This is a genomic window from Flavobacterium sp. (genome assembly GCF_043760115.1).
Classification (GTDB): Bacteria; Bacteroidota; Bacteroidia; order Flavobacteriales; family Flavobacteriaceae; genus Flavobacterium.
On record NZ_JAYUPK010000141.1, the window covers coordinates 37,027 to 54,430 of the forward strand.

The window sequence follows — 17,404 nt, forward strand, 5'->3', positions numbered from 1 at the left end:
CTTTGCGTGAATTGTTCGCGGAGATTCTTCCTTCGTCAGAATGGAAAGCGTTAGCGATAAAATTGTACTAATTAATCATAATTATTTTTCAAATACTACAATCGTAATAGTCTAAAACAAAAGCCATCGCACTTTTTGTCATTCTGACGAAGGAAGAATCTCTGTGAACTTTTTTAATTTGCTTTGAAGCGAATGGTTTGCGAGTTGCTATTTATCCTATTCCTGCCATACATTCCAATCTTTTTTTAATTACCTTGGGTTTAACCCAAGGCAATTAAAAAAAGGATTTCCATTGCTGTCAGGGCTAAATTATTTATGTCTTTTGTGAAATTAGATTTAGAATTCAAATTTATTGTAAACATAATTTTCAAACCATAACGGAATAGAATCTGAGTAAAATTTAAAAGCTTTTCCTTTATAAATTTCAGCTATCAATTCATATTTATCACCAGAATTATCAAAAATATATGCTCTATGAACAATTTTAATTGCGTCAGACAAATTTTCTAAAGTTTTAAAATATCTTTTTTTAATTTTATCTTCATCAACATCGTGACCATCTTTTAAAACTCTATTTTTAACTCGCTCAATATTTTTTTCAAAATCATCTGTACAAATAAAATACAAATAGGTTTTGTACCCAAGCTTATTTGCATTATCAATTTCACTTAACTTAAATCTGTCACTCATAACAGTTTCATAGGTAAAATTTCTTTTTTCTATAAGTAACGAATGTCTAATAAAAGAAGCAACAAATGCAGCTTCATAACTATTTGTTGATTTGGAAGGATTAAGAATAAAATTATCTTTAATAATTAAATCTATTTTAAAACCTTCGCTTTTAGATTTAGTTAGTAAAGAAATACTAGACGTTAATTTTTTAAAAACATCTAAATGTGTCTGCTCTAATTTTAAATTAAACTCTGTTAAATCTACAAATCCAACATTTTTTAATTTTTTTTCTATTACATCAGCATTTACAAAAAGACTAGAAACATATTCTTTACCAATTACATCATACAAAGAACTTTTACCAGAACCATTTGGACCTGCGTAAATTCTAACTCTATTTTGACTTGACATAAAGAATTGTTCCTTTTTTAATATGCAGTTGTTTTCTACTTAAAATAGATTTTACAAAAACTACTTCTCCATTACTTTGTTCTTTAAAAACTTTATTGCCTTTGGTGTAAGTAAAAGTCAAACCCAAAACTCTATTTTCACGAATTGCTTTTTGTGCGGCTTTTTTACCTGCAGCAATTAAACTCAAAGTTTCTTTATCACCTCTAAAAATAATTTTTTGACTTTGATTTTCCATATTTTAAAACTTGAATTACAACAAATATAAAACAATTAGTAAAACATTTTACTAATTGTTTATTAAAATATTTTAGGTAAAATTAAAATTTTAATTAAAAAACACTAACCAATTTTTACAAATTATAAAACACAAAGAATGTCTTTAAAAATATATAAACGCAATAGTTGTGTGTAAGTAATCAAAATGAGTTAGAACTAACTTTTTCAGTTAAGTATAAGTTCAATTAAAACTAAAATGTCAGTTTGAGCTTGTCGAAAACACACAAACTAGGTTAAAATCATATCAATTTAAAAAACATTTTACAACCTAAATTTATTCACAATTAAAACTAAAATATCAATTTGAGCTTATCGAAAACACACAAATTAGGTTAAATCATATCAATTTAAAAAAAATTTACAACCTAAATTTATTCACAATTACAACTAAAATGTCAGTTTGAGCTTGTCGAAAACACACAAACTAGGTTTTGTAAATTTAAAATCATTTTGAAAATTATAAATATTTATAATTTCTAATAATTTCATCAAAACATATCTATCTCATATTTAGTATTTTAAAATAAATAATTTGAGTTTAAATAAATAATTTTAAAATAACTGCCACAATTACGGAAAACCGTAAAATAGATTAATTAAGACCAAGTATTTTTGAAACAAAATTAAATATTAACATTAAAATTAAATTATGGCATTATTAGACCACAACGGAGAAAGTGAATTTCCAATGACGAAAGACAAAGTTTTCGAGGCAATGAAAAAAACAATTCCATCAATTAAGGGATTGAGTATTGAAAACGCAGACAAATTACAAGGAAGATTTGTAGTAAAAGCAGGAGTTAGTTTGTATAGTTGGGGCGAAACCATTCCAATACAATTAACTGAAATTTCAGAATTCAGAACTAAAGTTCAAATTACTTCTTCACCCAAAACAGGTATTATGTTTGGCGGAGCATTTGATATGGGAAAAAACAGAAAAAATATTGAAAATATTCTTTCAAGCACTTCAAGAATTTTAACGTCTGAAAGTGAAACGAATTCTTCCGAAATAAAACAAACAAATAATTTTCAACCGACAAATAATTTTCAAACAACTCAAAATTCAAATTATATGGAAAACAATAACTCAAATTCAAATGCTTGGTACGAAAAAACTTGGTTGGTCGTAATTTTATGTATAATCTTTTTCCCAGTTGGACTTTACGCACTTTGGAAAAATTCATCAATTTCAAAAGGTTGGAAAATTGGAGTTACAGCAATTATTGCATTAATTGTAATTGCTAACTTAGGCGATAAAGATAAAACTACAAACGATACAACTTCAACAACAAAAGTTGCTCAAGATGAAAAGCAAAATTTGGTAGAAACAGAATTACCAAAAGAAGAAGTTACAAAATGGCAATTTCAAGAAGATGTTGATAAAATGACTTCTAAAACTGTTAAATACGCGTCAATTGATGCAAATGAAGAATTAGAATTTAATTTTCCATATAATGGCGGTTCAGTAGCAACTTTAAATATTAGAAAAAAAGATGGTGGAAATGATATTTATTTGCAAGTTAGTAAAGGTCAATTCAACGGAACTTTTGATGGCGGACAAATAAGAATAAAATTTGATGATGAACAACCAAAAAAATTCTCATTCGTTGCACCTTCTGACGGAAGTGCAGATATGATATTTATTAATTCTGAAAAAGCAATAATTTCAAAGCTTAAAAACACTAAAAAAATAATCATAGAAACTGAATTTTTTAATGAAGGAAATCGTCAAATCGAATTCGATGTTGCGGGTTTTAAATGGGAATAAATAAAAAAAGTGTCACATAACTCGATTTTAAGAAATTGGGGTTTTAGGGCTTAATTTAAAGTTAGTTTTGTATTTTTGATTTCGGTATTTAATCGATACATTTGACTAACCTAATCCCCAACTGACGCCAAGTCACGAGAGATTAGTGGCAAGCAATCGTCGCGAGAAATATCCGAGTAAAAAGAAACATAATTTAAAAATAATAATAAATGAAAAAATTCTACATTATGAATGGACAAAATCAACAAGGTCCATTAGACATTGAACAATTAAAACAAATTAATATAAAAAAAGATACTCCAATTTGGTATGAAGGAATAGAAAATTGGACAACTGCTGAAAAAGTAGAAGATTTAAAATCTATACTTCCAAGTAATACTGTTCCGCCTAAATATGAAATCCCAAGTCAAACAAATATTTCTAACCAGCCACCAATTTTTAAAAACCAAGAAGAACCAATTAAAAAAATTGTAGATAGTCAACAATCAAATACAAATGAAATTAAATCGGTTCCGAAAAGTAATATCAAAAGGAATTTGATTATAATTGGAGTTCTTTTATTTGGAGCATTACTATTATTTATGGCTAGTAGTAACTCTAATGATGATTATTCAACATCTGAAAATCCTGAAGCTTCTGCCGCTGAATCAGCAGATGCAAATTATGAAGTTATTTCAGCAGCATATGAAAAAGAAAATGCAAATTCTGCATTAACTCAAAAAAATATGAATTACAGAAATAATTTTCAAAAATACTTAACACTTTCAAGAAATCAGTTTGAATATAGTGAGCTTGGTGGTATTTACAATCTTGAAATAACATTTACAAATAATACGGATTATGTTATTAATAATGCAAATGTGCAAGTTGGTTACATACAAGAAAATGGTGAATATTTTAAAACTGAAGAATTACAATTTGCAAATATTCAACCAAATACTCAAGAAACTCTCCGAGCTCCAGATAGTGAAAGAGGTTTAAATGTTGACTACCAATTTTCTGAAGTATATTCAAAAAAGCTGCATTTCTATTATCCAAGCAATAGTGGAAATGAAGCTGATCCTTACTTTTACAAATAAAAACCAATACTAAATCTAAATAAAAATGAAAAAAATTATCACATTACTTTTAATTTGCAGTTTTACAATTTCAAATGTTTACTCAAACCCAGTAAAAGTTGAACATCCAAAGGAAAGTTCAATAATAATAATTAATGGCAAACTTTATAAACAAAAAAATGGGGTTTTATTTCCACTAGTTGGAATTGTACTAAAATGGATTGCGCCGATAATAATTGGTGAAATTAAGGAAAGAGCAATAAACTTTGTTAAAGATTTATTCACAGAAAAGGATATAAAAGTTCTTGACGAAAGCGAAGGAGAAAGAGATGATGTAGAAGTAATTACAATAAACGGTCAAGATACAGATCAAGATGGCAATTATGAGTTTTCATCTGGAAGTGAAGACCATAATAATGATGGAGAAGAAGATAATGAAACAGAATTTACAGAATATGAAAGTTATGAAAATGGACTTGAACAATTAGTAAATAATCAATTGGAATATATTGACCAATATTATCAAGGCGATGTCGATGGTGACGGAACAGAAGAATAAATATTTTATCAACTCTGCGAGGTTTGTCGATCTCGGTATTTTTCTGCGAAAGTTTACCTAAACATAAAATGAAAAGTAAAATATTTATTGCTATACATTCCAAATAAATTATTTTTTGTCCAGTTTTTTATATAAATAACTGGACATTTTTTAGTATAATATTTTCGATTATGCAACTGTAAAAAAACAATTTAAAGCAATGAAAAAGTTAGTAACCATATTTTTATTATTCGGTATGTTCTCTTGTACCGATAGAAATGAAAGAGATTTAATAGAATATAAGATGATAGTAAAAAATGAAACTAATCAATCTTTTATTTTAAAAATAACTAGTGGTTCAAATGAAATATTTAATCAAAATATTTTACCAAATAACGCTACAATAATTTGCTCAAAAGCATTTGATAGTCCTGTAAATAGTTATTCTTGTGGTTTGGCTATTGCAGAGTTACGATTTCCAAATAACAAAGGATATCGATGTAACAATATAGAAAATAGTGATACTACTTTATGTCTAAGTAATGGTAGAAACTTTTTAGGACAAATTGGTTATATTGGCATAGGTAACAATAGTTTTGAATTTAAAATAACTCATGATGATTATAATAATGCGTTCATTTTACCTTAATCAATAAGATGTAAATTATTTTACTAAAGCAGTTTTATTTAGTTTAAAACTGCTTTATAAAAAAAAACTGGCTCTGAGAGGTTTGTCGAACTCGGTATTGCGCTGCGATAATTTCTGACCTCACAGCAATTAAAATAATAAAGAAGTTTACAATTTCAAAATTAATTCAACAGCAAAATAAAAATTATTATATTTGTTTAAAATAAAAAAGATGAATCTAGAAACTCGCAAATTAACTTTTATACAAGAATTTGTTAGACTGCAAAATGAAGATATTGTTATTGATCTTGAAAAATTACTTCACAAACAAAAAGCTGAATTAATTAGTAAAGAGTTAAAACCAATTAGCATTGAAGAGTTTAAAAATGACATCGACAAATCTTTTGATGATTTTAAAAACGGAAATATAATTTCAGGTAAAAATCTGTAAACGCAAATTCAAAGATTATAATACAATAACAAAATAAGCGAAATTACGATATTGAATAGAATTTGCAACACTTGTTAAATTAATTATTATCTTTGCAAAACTAGAATATGAAAGCACAAACACTACATATAGAAAACGCTACTAAAGAATTACTTCAATTCTTTATGAAACTTCGTGCAGAAAAAGAAGAACATAAAGCAAAGCTAATTACTAATAAAGACTTTTATTTTCCTAAAACTAAATAATTATTTTGAGTTTAGAATTAGAAATTCCTTTTGAAACTGAAGAAGGATATCAATACCTTGTGAGTTTTAGAGAATTTCCAATCAATCAATTAAATTATGGTATTCCACTAGTTGATGTGTCAATTACATTAATGTCATCTGCTCCTGAAATTAATTCATTAAAAACTTTAAATAATTTTATTAAAATTGTTTTACTTTATTTAGAACAAAACAATGTAATAATTTACTATTATTGTGACACTGCACCAATAAAAATAAGAACAACTCGAACCAAAAAATATACTAATCAAGAATATAGGTTTTACTTATTTTTGATGATGTTCAATAAGCAAAAATCAGATGATTTTTATTTACAAGACATTATTATTAACGATACAATTAATGGAAATCATTACACTTCGTTAATTTCTAAAACAATAAACGCAGAAAAAGTACAAAAGATAAAAGTTGAAATAGAAAAATATAATAAATAATTAGCTCTCTAATTTTTTCATTACTTTTAAAAAAAATTTGTAAATGCAATTTTCCGATAAAAGAACCCAAACACGTTGGATAATAATTATAGCATCATTCTTTATAGTTTCACTTATATTGTGGAATACTTATACTTTTTTTCAAATTTTTAAAAGCGAAGAACGCCTAAAAATGCAAGTATTAGCATCGGCACAAAAATCATTTTTAAAAGCCGATTTAGAAAATGATAATGTTGATTTAAACCTAGAAATTTTACAAAGCAATACTACAATTCCGTTAATTATAACTGAGAATAATGCTATAATTAACGATAGAAATATTGATGATAACATTGCAAAAGATTCTGTAAAACTTAATGCTTTTTGGCAACAATTAAAAAAAGAAAATGAACCCATAAAAATAGAATACGACAAAGGTAAATTTCAATACATCTATTACGGAAATTCGTCTTTAATAAACAAATTAAAATACTATCCAATTGCGCTTTTACTTATAATTGTGCTTTTTGCAATTGTTGTTTACAACTTTTACAGAAGTACAAAAATGGCAACCCAAAACAAGCTTTGGGCAGGAATGGCCAAGGAAACTGCGCATCAAATAGGTACGCCACTTTCGTCATTAATTGGTTGGTTAGAAATTATGAAAGCCGATAATGTAGACGAAACCACCATTACAGAAATAGAAAAAGACATTAATAGATTACAAACCATTACCGATAGATTTTCTAAAATAGGATCGGAACCAGTTCTAGAATCTAAAGATATTATTGAAGAAACAAGAGCATCGTTTGATTATTTAAAATCGAGATTTTCTAAACAAGTTATTTTTACTTTTAAAGCACCAAAAAAATCGGTTTTTATTGACATAAATCCAGCACTTCACAGTTGGACAATAGAAAATTTAATGAAAAATTCTATTGATGCTATGAAAGGAAAAGGAAATTTGAAAATTGTAATTGATGCCGAAGGAAATTTTGTAAAAATAAATGTTATTGATTCTGGAAAAGGAATTCCAAAAAATCAATTTCGCCAAGTTTTTGAACCTGGTTTTACAACTAAAAAACGTGGTTGGGGTTTAGGTTTGTCCTTAACAAAGCGTATTGTAGAAGAATACCATAAAGGAAAAGTGAAAGTTTTAAACTCTGAAATTGGTAAAGGAACTACAATTCAAATGAGTTTTAAAAAAGACCTAAAATTGAAATAATTTATTTTCTAAATAGTATTTTTCTGTCGCTTTTATTTTTAGAAATGTATAGATTTACAAATTTTAATTGTTCTTCTGCATCTTGCAACGATTGATTTATAGATTTTTTTAATCCGTTAACCAATTGTAAATTAGCATTATCAATATTTTTTAAAGCATAAATTGCCTCTTTACATTTAACTAGTTTATCTCTTGGCGTTTCAATCATTTCTTTAATTGTAGCGTCTTGAAATGTAGGTTTAAATTGTACATTTCTATAATTTATAAAATTATTGTACAAGTTGATGGCTTCATTAAAATCGGCAGCAATTTTATTAAAATTTTCTGCATTTTTATTGTTGTTTAAATTTTCAATTTCAGCTTTTTTATTTGCCAATCTATCAAAAACTAATGCGTTTTTAACTCCACCTAATTCTATTCTTTCTGCACTTGTTTTTAATTTTTCTGCATAAGAAAGATTTTCATAGCGTTCAATTTCATTGTAATAATCAAATGCTGGTTTGGATTTATCTGTTTTAATTTTGCCAGATAAAAATTGCTCATTATTTATAGGAAAACCCAAAAACTGCCATAAATAGTCAAAAGGCATGTGCGAAACAATTATTTTAACCGGATCAGCTTTGTAATAAATAGTATTAATTTTTTTTATAAATTGCTTATTCTGATTAACATATCCAGAAGCCCAAGTAGGATCAAATACAAACCAATCATCGTCAAGTTTAACGCCACACCAAGCATGAGCAACATAATCTGCTTTGCCATTTTGCTTAGTGTAACCTTCAATCACCACTGATTTTACTCCAACTTTATTGGTAATTTCATTAAAAATCTCGGCATAATTAATACAAATTCCTTTTTTAGATTTTAAGGTTTTATTGATTTTTTCTTCTTTGGTTTCATTAAAATTTATGGCAAACATATTTTCTATATCGTAAGTAATTGTTGCTGCTGTCCAATAAAAAGCGGCTCGTACTTTGTCGTTATCGGTTTTAAAATTATCGCTTATATATTTTGCAATTTGAGTAGTAGATTTAGAAGATTCTACTGGAATTTTATCCATTACGCTATCAATTGTAGTATATGGATTGGAAATTTGACCAAAAAATAAATTTGAAAATAAAAAGAATACAAAAACCGATTTCATTTGCGTTTTTTAAAGTTGCATAGAAACATAAGCAATAATTATTCCGTAAAGTAATTTAAAAATTCAATCGAATTGCCAATGCTAAATCTTCAAGATCATTTGGCGACATGCTTACTTTATTTACAAAACGCATTTCGTCCATAGTATTTAAAGGAATTAAATGAACATGCGCATGCGGAACTTCAAGACCAATAACTGCCATTCCAATTCGCTTGCAAGAAACCGCTTTTTCTAGAATTGAAGCTACTTTTTTAGAAAACAACATCAGTTCTGAAAAAGTAGCATCATCCAAATCAAAAATTTTATCAACTGCTACTTTTGGTATACACAAAGTATGTCCTTTTGCATTCGGATTTACATCTAAAAATGCTAAAAATTTATCAGTTTCGGCAATTTTATAACATGGAATTTCGCCGTTAATAATTTTTGTGAATAGTGTTGACATATTTTTTTATTTAATCGCGTGAAATTTCTAGAATTTCAAATTTCAACGCACCATTTGGAACTGTAATTTCTGCAAATTCTCCAACAGATTTCCCTAACAATCCTTTTCCTATAGGAGAAGTTACTGATATTTTTCCTGTTTTTAAATCGGCTTCACTTTCTGCAACCAAAGTATATTTTAGTTCCATTCCGTTGGCTTGATTTTTTATTTTTACATTAGATAAAACCAGTACTTTAGTAACGTCTAAATGACTTTCGTCAATTAATCTAGCGTTAGAATGCACTTCTTCTAGCTTTGCAATTCGCATTTCTAGCATTCCTTGTGCTTCTTTGGCTGCGTCATATTCTGCATTTTCAGATAAATCTCCTTTATCTCTTGCTTCTGCAATATCTGCCGATGCTTTTGGTCGCATCACACTTTTTAAATGATCAAGTTCTTCTTTTAATTTTTTTAGTCCTTCTGCCGTGTAATAAGATACATTACTCATAATTTCATTTCGTTTATTTGCTACAATTTACATTTTAAATAATGAAGTGGTTTAAACTTTTTTCAATTGGTTGCAAAATTATCTTTTTGCCTAATATTTCATATTTTTTTTAATTCCGTAGCGATGCTTTGCAATAAAAAAAGTACAAAATCTGAAACAAAAACCTTAATTTTTCACTTCAATCAAAAAAGTTTAAACGACTTCAATGTTAAATTGAAGTTATTGTTTTGTTTTTTTATATTTTTTTAATCAATTAGTCGTTATCATAAAATAGAAAAAATCCCAACAGCATGGGATTTCTTTTTTCAAAGATATAATATTGTTTTTTAAATACTTATTTTTGCTTATTAATTATACACAAAGTTAACAAATTAAATTTTTAATATCTAAACTTTATCAACTATTTTTAAAATGAAAAAATATCTTTTGCTTTTTATAATTTCAGCTTTATTTATCAATTGTAATAAAGATAGAGTTTCTAACGAAAATCCGTTTTTGCCAAATTATAATTTTTCTATGGAAGTAAATACCAATTTGCCAACCTACAATCAAGTTACATTTGCCAGTAATTCAATTAAAATTTATCCGCCAAATGGTCCATCAAGAGGTGTAATTGTTTTTAATACAGGAAGTAGTTTTTTGGCATTTGATGGTGGTTGCCCAAATCAAGATTTAACAAGTTGTTCTACTTTAGAAGTTAGCGGAATTAACGCAGTATGTACTTGTGATAGTGCTAGTTATAATTTATTTACCGGACTTGCTGCAGGAAAACAATATCCTTTAAAACAGTATCGAACAGAAGTTATTGGAACTGTTATACGAGTTTATAATTAATTATTAAAGCCAAATTAAATCAATAATTTGGCTATTTATATTTTATATTTCTTTAAAAATTTAATGAAATTCCAACCAAAAAATTTGTTCCAGCTTGCGGATAATAATACGGATAAATAGCATACATATATCCATTAGAAACATATTTTTTATCTAAAATATTATTTACTAATCCAGTTATTACTATAGATTTAAAAACAGATTTAGGTTTGATTTCGTAAGAAATATTCAAGTCATTTACAAAATAATCATTCAATTTTGCTTCTTTAAGTTCAATGTTATTAAGATACTGTTTGCTAACAAATTTTGATAATAAAGAAACTTGAAAATTTTCTAAAGGTTTAAAAACTAAACTATTTCCTGCAACAACACTTGGCGAATAAGCAATTTGTTTGTTGCCAAAATTAGTTCCAGCAACATTTAAATCTTCATTTTTATTTTCGCTAATTGTGATGTTTGGTCGAATTATAAATTTTTTAGAAATTGCAATTGTTGCATCAACTTCAAGTCCTAATCGATAACTTTTTTCACTATTTGATCTAATAGGATTTCCAACATCATCAAGATTTCCGGTAAGAATTAATTGATTTTTGTACTTCATATAGTAAATGTTAGAATTTAATTTTACTTTTTCAGATGCAAATCTCCAACCCAATTCATAATCGTTTAATTTTTCTGATTTTGTATTTCCACTTTCATAATCGGTTCTGTTTGGTTCACGATTGGCTTTGGCATAAGAAAAATAAAAGGTGTTTTTTTTATTAAAATCATAATTCAAACCAGCTTTTGGGTTGAAAAAATTAAAGGTATTATTCACCAAATTCGCTTGAACTCCATTGGCTTTGTAATTTACAGTTCGGTATTGTAAATCGGCATAAAAACTCAATTTTTCTGTTAAATTATAAATTGCTTTTGCATAAATTGTTCCATCAGATTTATTTCCATAATCATCATAATAGTTGTCGCCAAGTTCACCATTTCCAAAATTTCGTGCCCAAATTACTTTACCAAAATGCTTTCCTTTGTACTCATTATAACTTCCACCAAAAATAAAATCTACTTTTTTTGATTTATAATTTCCAGAGTAAGTAAGTCCATAAAAATTATTATCCAACCACTTTTGACGAATTAAATCTGTTGTTAAAACAACTTGAGTCAAATCGGTTTTTAAACCATAATCTGCTGCATTTGCATCTTCTTTATAATTTTCATAATTTCCTTTTCCTTTAGTGTAATGAAAAGCTAAATTGGAATTCCAGTTAGAATTAATTTTTTCATTCCAATGCAATTGATAATGATTTTGTTGGTAATTATCGGTTTCATTATCGTAAAATCTGGTATTCCCAAATTCGTCTGTAAAAATTCCTGCCGAATTAAAAGTTCTATCATTTTGTAACGTTTCGCCATCAATTCCGTTCCAAGATTGATACGTTTTTTCGGTTCCACCAAATGCTAAAGCTTTGATTAAAGTGGTTTTTGCAACATAAGTTCCTTGTAAAAAATAAGATTTTAAATCAGAAAATCCTCTTTCAATATATCCATCAGATTTTATTTGAGATAATCTTCCGGCAATTTCAAAACCTTGTTCTGAATTTTTTTCAGAATTCATTAATCCTGTACCAAATTTTACGGTGCTTTTTCTAGTATTAAAACTTCCACCAGAATTTGAAATTTCTCCAGAACTTTGTTTAGAATACGAATCGGTTAGCATATTTAAGCTTGCGCCAAAAGCTCCAGAACCATTTGTAGATGTTCCAACACCACGTTGTAATTGAATACTTTCCAATGAAGATGCAAAATCTGGCATGTTTACCCAAAACGTACCATGACTTTCAGAATCATTGTATGGAATTCCGTTGATAGTAACGTTTACACGAGTTGCATCGCTTCCACGAACACGAATTCCAGTATATCCAACGCCATTTCCAGCATCGGAAGTTGTAACAACCGATGGTAAAAAATTCATTAAAATTGGAATATCTTGTCCAAGATTTCTAGGTTTAATATTTTCTTTAGACAAGTTACTAAAACTTACAGGTGTTTTAGAAGTAACTCGAATTGCCGAAATTAAAACTTCATCGAGTTGATTCTGTTTTAAAGTGTCGTTGGTAGTTTCTTGAGAAAAAGATAAAAAAGAAAAAAGAAAAAATAGAATAAAAAAATGACTTTGCGCCTTTGCGCCTTTGTGGCAACTGTTTTTAAATAAAAATTCCATTCGTAAATAAAAGTTACGAATAAAAAGAGGTAATTATTCTTTTGGATTAAAAAATTAATTAGTTGTTTCCTATGACATTATTATAGCATAAAATCTATAAATAATTGTGTCATTTTTCCCTTAGCAGCATTACCTGCTCAGGTTCATTGGGTATAATCTCAGCTTTTATCTTTTTTAGATAATTGCACCCCTTTTTGAGACGAGGCAAAGATAGGTAAATCAATTTCAATTTCAATGGCAATTTCAAAAATCAATAAAATTATTTGTAAAATTCCCTCGACTGCGCTCGGGATGACAAATTAAAATTAAACTTATCTGAATATGCAAACTACAACTCAGGTTTTTTTCTATTTTGTTTAATTTCTGCTGTTGTAGCTTTTTCTTTTAATCGTTTTTCGATTACAGATTTTGGAATTTTTGTGGCTTTTCTAGGTTTTGGAATTAGTAAAGATTTTTCTATAATTTCTAGAAAACGTTTGGTTACAATAGATTTATTTTTAAGTTGGCTTCTGTCTTCATCACAATTTAAAATTAAAATTCCTTCTAATGTTAATTTTGATTTTAGCTTTTTTTGTGAGCGTTCTTTTTCTTCATCAGAAAGTGAAAATGAATTTAATAAATCAAAAGTCAAAACTACTTTAGACGAAACTTTATTTACGTTTTGTCCACCAGCACCAGAACTTCTTACTGCTTTATAGTTTAACTCTGTTATGATTTTTTCTTTATCCATTTATGCTGAATTTATTTCAGTATCCGCTAATTTAACTTTTATGATTTTATTAGAAAAAACTTTTTTAAAAAAAATAACTTTTACACTTTTTTTTTGATATTGTAACTGTCATTGCATTTTTAATCTGGCGATTGATGTGCTGGTTTTAATAAATCGTTTACTGTTTTTACAGGATTGAATGTTATTAGTGGAACTTCTACAAAAATTGTTAGCCATTTTGCCATTGCACCATTCCACAAACCTGGTAATTCATAAGCTTTTAATGGTTTTCCGTTTTTATTTTTGTCAACTATAAATCCTGTATTTTTATTTACAAATTTAGTTAAATCAAATTTTTGACCTTGATAATTTTTAATTCCGCAAACTAAATCTACAGGATTAAAATGTGTCGCCGATTCTAGAATTTTTATTTGATTAGAATCTGAAGTATCAATTTGAGAAGTTTCAACTATTTGAAGAAAAATAGTTCCTTTTTTAGTTAAAACCCAAAATGGTCCACCACCAGGTTCGCCTTCGTTTTTTACCATTCCACAAACGCGAATTGGTCTGTTTAAAATGGTAAATAAATAATCAATCTTACTATCTTTGGTATATTTAGAAAAATCTTCAATTACAGAAACGCATAAATTAGATGATAAAAAAGCTACTATTTCTGAAATTAATTCATTGGAAACAGACTTGCTTTCTAGAATTCTTAAATAATTAAAAATTATTTCTTGTGTTTTTACTAAAATTCCGCCCAATGCTTTTTTATACAATGCAATGGTTTCGATATGATTTTGAATTACATTATCAATATTTTTAATAAAAATAATATCGGCATTTAACTGATTTAAATTTTCAATTAATGCGCCATGACCACCAGGACGAAATACTAAATTATTATTTTGATCGCGAAACGGATTGTTTACTAAATCTACCGCAACAACATCTGAAGCTTTATCTTGATAGGAATATTTTACGTGAATTGAACTATTGTTTTCTTGTTCAAATTTAGGTTTTATGGTTTCAATAATTGCTTCAAAATTGTGTTGATGTTCTTGAGAAACCGTAAAATGTAAATGCGATTTATTATTGGAAGTAGCGTAAAAAACACATTCGTTTAAATGCTCCTCAATGGCAGTTGCAATGTGATTTTTATATTTATGAAATGGCAAAACTCCTTTTGGTTTATTTGCAAAATCGAAATATTTGCTTGACAAAAGTGTTTTTATAAATCCGTAATCTTTGGTGTCAATATTCCAATTATCATAATCTGGAAGCGAATTTTTAGTGATTTTTAAAACTTCTTTATAAAAAGGAAACTTTTCTTTAGCAACTAAAAAAACTGGTAAATTTTTATCTTTTTTTCTGTTGATATAAGCGTTTATAGATTCTTCACCAAGTTTATAATCATTTAAAAATTCTGATAAAAATTTAAACATTCTACTTGCGGCACCAGATGCAGGAACAAATTTTTTGAGTTTTAAGTTTTTGCTTTTCTGTTCAAAATAATTAGAATAATATTTTGCTTCATCTTCAGATATAGCAACTATTCCATCGTTAATTATAGCTGGTCTTTCTAGATTTATCTTTGGAATTCCGTTTTTTAAAATTAGAAATTGATTTTCTAGTGTTTCAAGATTTATATTTCGATTATAAATTTCAACAAAATCTATAGAATTTAATCCTAATTCTTTGGCTTTAGTTAAATCGTGAACAATTTTTTTTGCGGTTTCAAAACGTTCTTTTATACTTCCAGTAAGTTTTATGTAAGGTTTTTTATTTTCAATTAAAGCATTTTCAAATGTTGCAATTGTCTTTTCCCTATCTTCTGGCTTGTCACGTAAATCGTCTTTTTCCCAAGGAACATCAATGTCTGTTAAGAAAAATAAATCGTATTTATGTTTGCGAGCTGCTTTGTCTAAAGTTGGATCACATTTATTGTAATAAATTTCAGAAAATACTTTAGTTACCATTAAATTGGTATCACAAAAAAGATAGTTGTTGGCAGAATCAAGTGCTTCGTTTTCTAATTTTGTTTGACCAATTGCTATTGGAAGTAAATCTTCATAACGACAAATTTGCTTTTCGTTATCCCACAAATCTTGTAAATATTCGCGTGCAAATTCTGGAATCCAAATTGTATTGAATTCGTCTGCGAGTTGATGTGCCAATGTAGTTTTTCCAGTAGATTCTGGACCATACAAGGCAATCTTGATTACTTCTGATTGTAACTGTTTAAGATTTTCTTCCATTCTAAATAAGCTAAAACAGCTAAAATTGTAAATATTAGATACTGCAAAGATAACATTCCTAAACCTCTATATGCAAATAATGGAACAGCAATTATGTCTCCAATTATCCACAAAGTCCAATTTTCTATTTTTTTCAATGCCATATACCACATTGCTGTAAAAAATATGCCTGAGGTAAAAATATCAATATAATTGGGAATTTCAAGTTTATAATTAAAAAAAACATAAACTAAATAAGTTACTACCATTGTTAAAAAAAACAAACCAACTCCAATTAATTTTTCTTTAGAGGTTGTTTTTGAAATTTTTAAATTGGGTTCATTTTTGTAATTTGTCCATTTGAACCAACCATAAATACTCATTACTGAATAATAAAAATTCATGGTCATATCTCCAAAATACTGAGCTTGATATAATAAATAAACCGTGATTACTGTAGAAATTAATCCTGTTGGATAAACCCAAATATTTTCTTTTTTGGCACAAAAAACGCTTACTATTCCGAATACGAAAGCTGTAAATTCTAGAAGAATTTGTGTTGTTGAGGCGTTTTTATATTGTGAAATTAAAAATTCTAACATTGATTCTTTTTATTTTTATACCTAACAGGTTAAAAAAAACCTGTTAGGATATTTATTTAAGATTAAACTAAGCACTTCGACTGCGCTCAGTGTGACAAAATTACATTTTAAAAAAAAAATAGTATTATTATTTTATACCTAACAGGTTAAAAAATATCTGTTAGGAAATTGAATTAAGATTTTAAAATTTTGATTCATTATTTTTATACCTAACAGATTAAAAAAACCTGTTATGATATTTATTTAAGATTTGAAAAAATTAATATCATTTTCAAATGCGGTTCCAATTACTACTAAATCTGCTCCAGAATTATAGCAATCTTGAATTTGTTGTTGCGAAGTAATTCCACCGCCAACTAGTAATGGAACATTAATATTTTGCGAAACTAATGTAATCATTTCATTTGGAACTGATAATTTAGCTCCGCTTCCAGCTTCTAGATAAATTAATTTGTTGCCTATAAATTCTCCTGCTTGTGCGGTTTGTAACGCATATTCGTGATTATTTCTGTCTAATGGTTTGGTTTTGCTAACTCTTTCTACCGCAGTTTCGTTACCACTTTCTATTAAAATATATCCTGTAGAAATTATTTCAAGATTGGTTTTATTAAGTATTGGAACAGCATTTACCTGATGTTCTATTAAATAATCTGGATTTCTGCCTGAAAGTAAGGTTAAGAATAAAATTCCGTCGGCTTTGTTGGAAATTTGTGATGGATTTCCTGGAAATAATACAAAAGGTAAATTTATTTTAGATTTTAAATTGGTAATTAATTCGTCTAAATGATTTCCGTTGAAGGAACTTCCGCCAATAAAAATATGTGTTGCTGGCGATTGATTAATTTTTTCAGTTAATATCGAAATGCTTTCTAGATGTAATTTATCTGGATCTAAAAGTATGGCTAACAGTTTTTTGTTTGCTTTTTTTGAGTTTAGTATTTCTTGGTAGATGTTTTTCATTTTTTTTGCCACGAAGATGCTATGGCGGAAAGTTTTTATTGATTATA

The 17,404-nt window shown here is 27.4% G+C and carries 19 protein-coding genes and 1 riboswitch; of the genes, 9 read left to right on the plus strand and 10 right to left on the minus strand.

From position 1 onward, the window contains the following. Window positions 1-336 precede the first annotated feature (336 nt). Window positions 337-1,083: a hypothetical protein gene (locus ACH2BC_RS12095; RefSeq protein ID WP_395054260.1), complete on the minus strand. Its 747-nt coding sequence runs from the start codon at window positions 1,081-1,083 to the stop codon at window positions 337-339. Next, window positions 1,067-1,318, minus strand: coding sequence for a hypothetical protein (locus ACH2BC_RS12100; protein ID WP_395054261.1), 252 nt, complete (start codon window positions 1,316-1,318; stop codon window positions 1,067-1,069). The genes ACH2BC_RS12095 and ACH2BC_RS12100 overlap by 17 nt, the downstream gene beginning before the upstream one ends. 690 nt (window positions 1,319-2,008) lie before the next feature. Between ACH2BC_RS12100 and ACH2BC_RS12105 the strand changes: the two genes are divergently transcribed. The 8 genes from ACH2BC_RS12105 to ACH2BC_RS12140 all read left to right on the plus strand — a co-directional run bounded on the left by ACH2BC_RS12105 (window position 2,009) and on the right by ACH2BC_RS12140 (window position 7,724). Further along, window positions 2,009-3,127, plus strand: coding sequence for a hypothetical protein (locus tag ACH2BC_RS12105; RefSeq protein WP_395054262.1), 1,119 nt, complete (start codon window positions 2,009-2,011; stop codon window positions 3,125-3,127). Between the two features lie 209 nt (window positions 3,128-3,336). After that, on the plus strand, window positions 3,337-4,206 hold the full coding sequence (locus ACH2BC_RS12110; protein ID WP_395054263.1) for a DUF4339 domain-containing protein: 870 nt from the start codon (window positions 3,337-3,339) through the stop codon (window positions 4,204-4,206). Window positions 4,207-4,231: 25 nt separating this feature from the next. Next, complete coding sequence (locus tag ACH2BC_RS12115; protein WP_395054264.1) at window positions 4,232-4,744, plus strand: hypothetical protein; 513 nt, start codon at window positions 4,232-4,234, stop codon at window positions 4,742-4,744. Between the two features lie 199 nt (window positions 4,745-4,943). Next, window positions 4,944-5,372 (plus strand): hypothetical protein, encoded by a 429-nt coding sequence (locus ACH2BC_RS12120; protein WP_395054265.1) that lies wholly within the window; start codon window positions 4,944-4,946, stop codon window positions 5,370-5,372. Window positions 5,373-5,583: 211 nt separating this feature from the next. Then, a complete protein-coding gene (locus ACH2BC_RS12125) occupies window positions 5,584-5,802 on the plus strand; it encodes a hypothetical protein (RefSeq protein ID WP_395054266.1) in 219 nt (72 codons plus the stop codon). A 107-nt stretch (window positions 5,803-5,909) separates the two neighbouring features. Continuing rightward, window positions 5,910-6,047 (plus strand): hypothetical protein, encoded by a 138-nt coding sequence (locus ACH2BC_RS12130; protein WP_395054267.1) that lies wholly within the window; start codon window positions 5,910-5,912, stop codon window positions 6,045-6,047. 5 nt (window positions 6,048-6,052) lie between these two features. Then, window positions 6,053-6,520: a hypothetical protein gene (locus ACH2BC_RS12135; RefSeq protein WP_395054268.1), complete on the plus strand. Its 468-nt coding sequence runs from the start codon at window positions 6,053-6,055 to the stop codon at window positions 6,518-6,520. Between the two features lie 43 nt (window positions 6,521-6,563). Beyond that, window positions 6,564-7,724: a sensor histidine kinase gene (locus ACH2BC_RS12140; RefSeq protein ID WP_395054269.1), complete on the plus strand. Its 1,161-nt coding sequence runs from the start codon at window positions 6,564-6,566 to the stop codon at window positions 7,722-7,724. Window position 7,725: 1 nt separating this feature from the next. Here ACH2BC_RS12140 and ACH2BC_RS12145 read toward each other — a convergent pair whose 3' ends face one another. From ACH2BC_RS12145 to greA, 3 genes are read right to left on the minus strand one after another with little or no spacing between them, the layout of a single operon-like run. Continuing rightward, a complete protein-coding gene (locus ACH2BC_RS12145; RefSeq protein ID WP_395054270.1) occupies window positions 7,726-8,868 on the minus strand; it encodes a transglutaminase domain-containing protein in 1,143 nt (380 codons plus the stop codon). A gap of 55 nt (window positions 8,869-8,923) precedes the next feature. After that, a complete protein-coding gene (locus ACH2BC_RS12150; protein ID WP_395054271.1) occupies window positions 8,924-9,313 on the minus strand; it encodes an HIT family protein in 390 nt (129 codons plus the stop codon). A 10-nt stretch (window positions 9,314-9,323) separates the two neighbouring features. Beyond that, window positions 9,324-9,800 (minus strand): transcription elongation factor GreA, encoded by a 477-nt coding sequence (greA, locus tag ACH2BC_RS12155; protein WP_395054272.1) that lies wholly within the window; start codon window positions 9,798-9,800, stop codon window positions 9,324-9,326. Between the two features lie 411 nt (window positions 9,801-10,211). Here greA and ACH2BC_RS12160 point away from each other — a divergent pair, with 411 nt between their 5' ends. Beyond that, entirely contained in the window at window positions 10,212-10,634 is a 423-nt protein-coding gene (locus ACH2BC_RS12160; protein ID WP_395054273.1) for a Rieske (2Fe-2S) protein, read from the plus strand. Between the two features lie 52 nt (window positions 10,635-10,686). Here the strand turns inward: ACH2BC_RS12160 and ACH2BC_RS12165 are convergent, their stop codons facing one another. The 5 genes from ACH2BC_RS12165 to ACH2BC_RS12185 form a co-directional block, all read right to left on the minus strand. Then, window positions 10,687-12,849 (minus strand): TonB-dependent receptor, encoded by a 2,163-nt coding sequence (locus tag ACH2BC_RS12165; protein WP_395054274.1) that lies wholly within the window; start codon window positions 12,847-12,849, stop codon window positions 10,687-10,689. A gap of 98 nt (window positions 12,850-12,947) precedes the next feature. Next, window positions 12,948-13,051: riboswitch (TPP riboswitch) on the minus strand. 126 nt (window positions 13,052-13,177) lie between these two features. Continuing rightward, complete coding sequence (arfB, locus tag ACH2BC_RS12170; RefSeq protein ID WP_395054275.1) at window positions 13,178-13,579, minus strand: alternative ribosome rescue aminoacyl-tRNA hydrolase ArfB; 402 nt, start codon at window positions 13,577-13,579, stop codon at window positions 13,178-13,180. Between the two features lie 119 nt (window positions 13,580-13,698). Continuing rightward, on the minus strand, window positions 13,699-15,816 hold the full coding sequence (locus tag ACH2BC_RS12175; protein WP_395054276.1) for a DUF4301 family protein: 2,118 nt from the start codon (window positions 15,814-15,816) through the stop codon (window positions 13,699-13,701). Further along, window positions 15,780-16,397: a nicotinamide riboside transporter PnuC gene (pnuC, locus tag ACH2BC_RS12180; protein ID WP_395054277.1), complete on the minus strand. Its 618-nt coding sequence runs from the start codon at window positions 16,395-16,397 to the stop codon at window positions 15,780-15,782. Before pnuC ends, ACH2BC_RS12175 begins: the two co-directional genes overlap by 37 nt. 243 nt (window positions 16,398-16,640) lie before the next feature. Beyond that, window positions 16,641-17,357 carry a geranylgeranylglyceryl/heptaprenylglyceryl phosphate synthase gene (locus ACH2BC_RS12185; protein ID WP_395054278.1) on the minus strand — a complete coding sequence of 239 codons (717 nt, stop codon included), beginning with the start codon at window positions 17,355-17,357 and terminating at the stop codon, window positions 16,641-16,643. Window positions 17,358-17,404: the final 47 nt, after the last annotated feature.

What these genes read in the sequence shown, in the direction of transcription:
- ACH2BC_RS12145 (WP_395054270.1), bottom strand. Translation starts at nt 8,868, where the DNA reads ATGAAATCGGTTTTTGTATTCTTTTTATTTTCAAATTTATTTTTTGGT.
- greA (WP_395054272.1), bottom strand. Translation starts at nt 9,800, where the DNA reads ATGAGTAATGTATCTTATTACACGGCAGAAGGACTAAAAAAATTAAAA.
- ACH2BC_RS12150 (WP_395054271.1), bottom strand. Translation starts at nt 9,313, where the DNA reads ATGTCAACACTATTCACAAAAATTATTAACGGCGAAATTCCATGTTAT.
- ACH2BC_RS12110 (WP_395054263.1), top strand. Translation starts at nt 3,337, where the DNA reads ATGAAAAAATTCTACATTATGAATGGACAAAATCAACAAGGTCCATTA.
- ACH2BC_RS12130 (WP_395054267.1), top strand. Translation starts at nt 5,910, where the DNA reads ATGAAAGCACAAACACTACATATAGAAAACGCTACTAAAGAATTACTT.
- arfB (WP_395054275.1), bottom strand. Translation starts at nt 13,579, where the DNA reads ATGGATAAAGAAAAAATCATAACAGAGTTAAACTATAAAGCAGTAAGA.
- ACH2BC_RS12095 (WP_395054260.1), bottom strand. Translation starts at nt 1,083, where the DNA reads ATGTCAAGTCAAAATAGAGTTAGAATTTACGCAGGTCCAAATGGTTCT.
- ACH2BC_RS12175 (WP_395054276.1), bottom strand. Translation starts at nt 15,816, where the DNA reads ATGGAAGAAAATCTTAAACAGTTACAATCAGAAGTAATCAAGATTGCC.
- ACH2BC_RS12100 (WP_395054261.1), bottom strand. Translation starts at nt 1,318, where the DNA reads ATGGAAAATCAAAGTCAAAAAATTATTTTTAGAGGTGATAAAGAAACT.
- ACH2BC_RS12105 (WP_395054262.1), top strand. Translation starts at nt 2,009, where the DNA reads ATGGCATTATTAGACCACAACGGAGAAAGTGAATTTCCAATGACGAAA.
- ACH2BC_RS12120 (WP_395054265.1), top strand. Translation starts at nt 4,944, where the DNA reads ATGAAAAAGTTAGTAACCATATTTTTATTATTCGGTATGTTCTCTTGT.
- ACH2BC_RS12165 (WP_395054274.1), bottom strand. Translation starts at nt 12,849, where the DNA reads ATGGAATTTTTATTTAAAAACAGTTGCCACAAAGGCGCAAAGGCGCAA.
- ACH2BC_RS12185 (WP_395054278.1), bottom strand. Translation starts at nt 17,357, where the DNA reads ATGAAAAACATCTACCAAGAAATACTAAACTCAAAAAAAGCAAACAAA.
- ACH2BC_RS12115 (WP_395054264.1), top strand. Translation starts at nt 4,232, where the DNA reads ATGAAAAAAATTATCACATTACTTTTAATTTGCAGTTTTACAATTTCA.
- ACH2BC_RS12125 (WP_395054266.1), top strand. Translation starts at nt 5,584, where the DNA reads ATGAATCTAGAAACTCGCAAATTAACTTTTATACAAGAATTTGTTAGA.
- ACH2BC_RS12160 (WP_395054273.1), top strand. Translation starts at nt 10,212, where the DNA reads ATGAAAAAATATCTTTTGCTTTTTATAATTTCAGCTTTATTTATCAAT.
- ACH2BC_RS12140 (WP_395054269.1), top strand. Translation starts at nt 6,564, where the DNA reads ATGCAATTTTCCGATAAAAGAACCCAAACACGTTGGATAATAATTATA.
- pnuC (WP_395054277.1), bottom strand. Translation starts at nt 16,397, where the DNA reads ATGTTAGAATTTTTAATTTCACAATATAAAAACGCCTCAACAACACAA.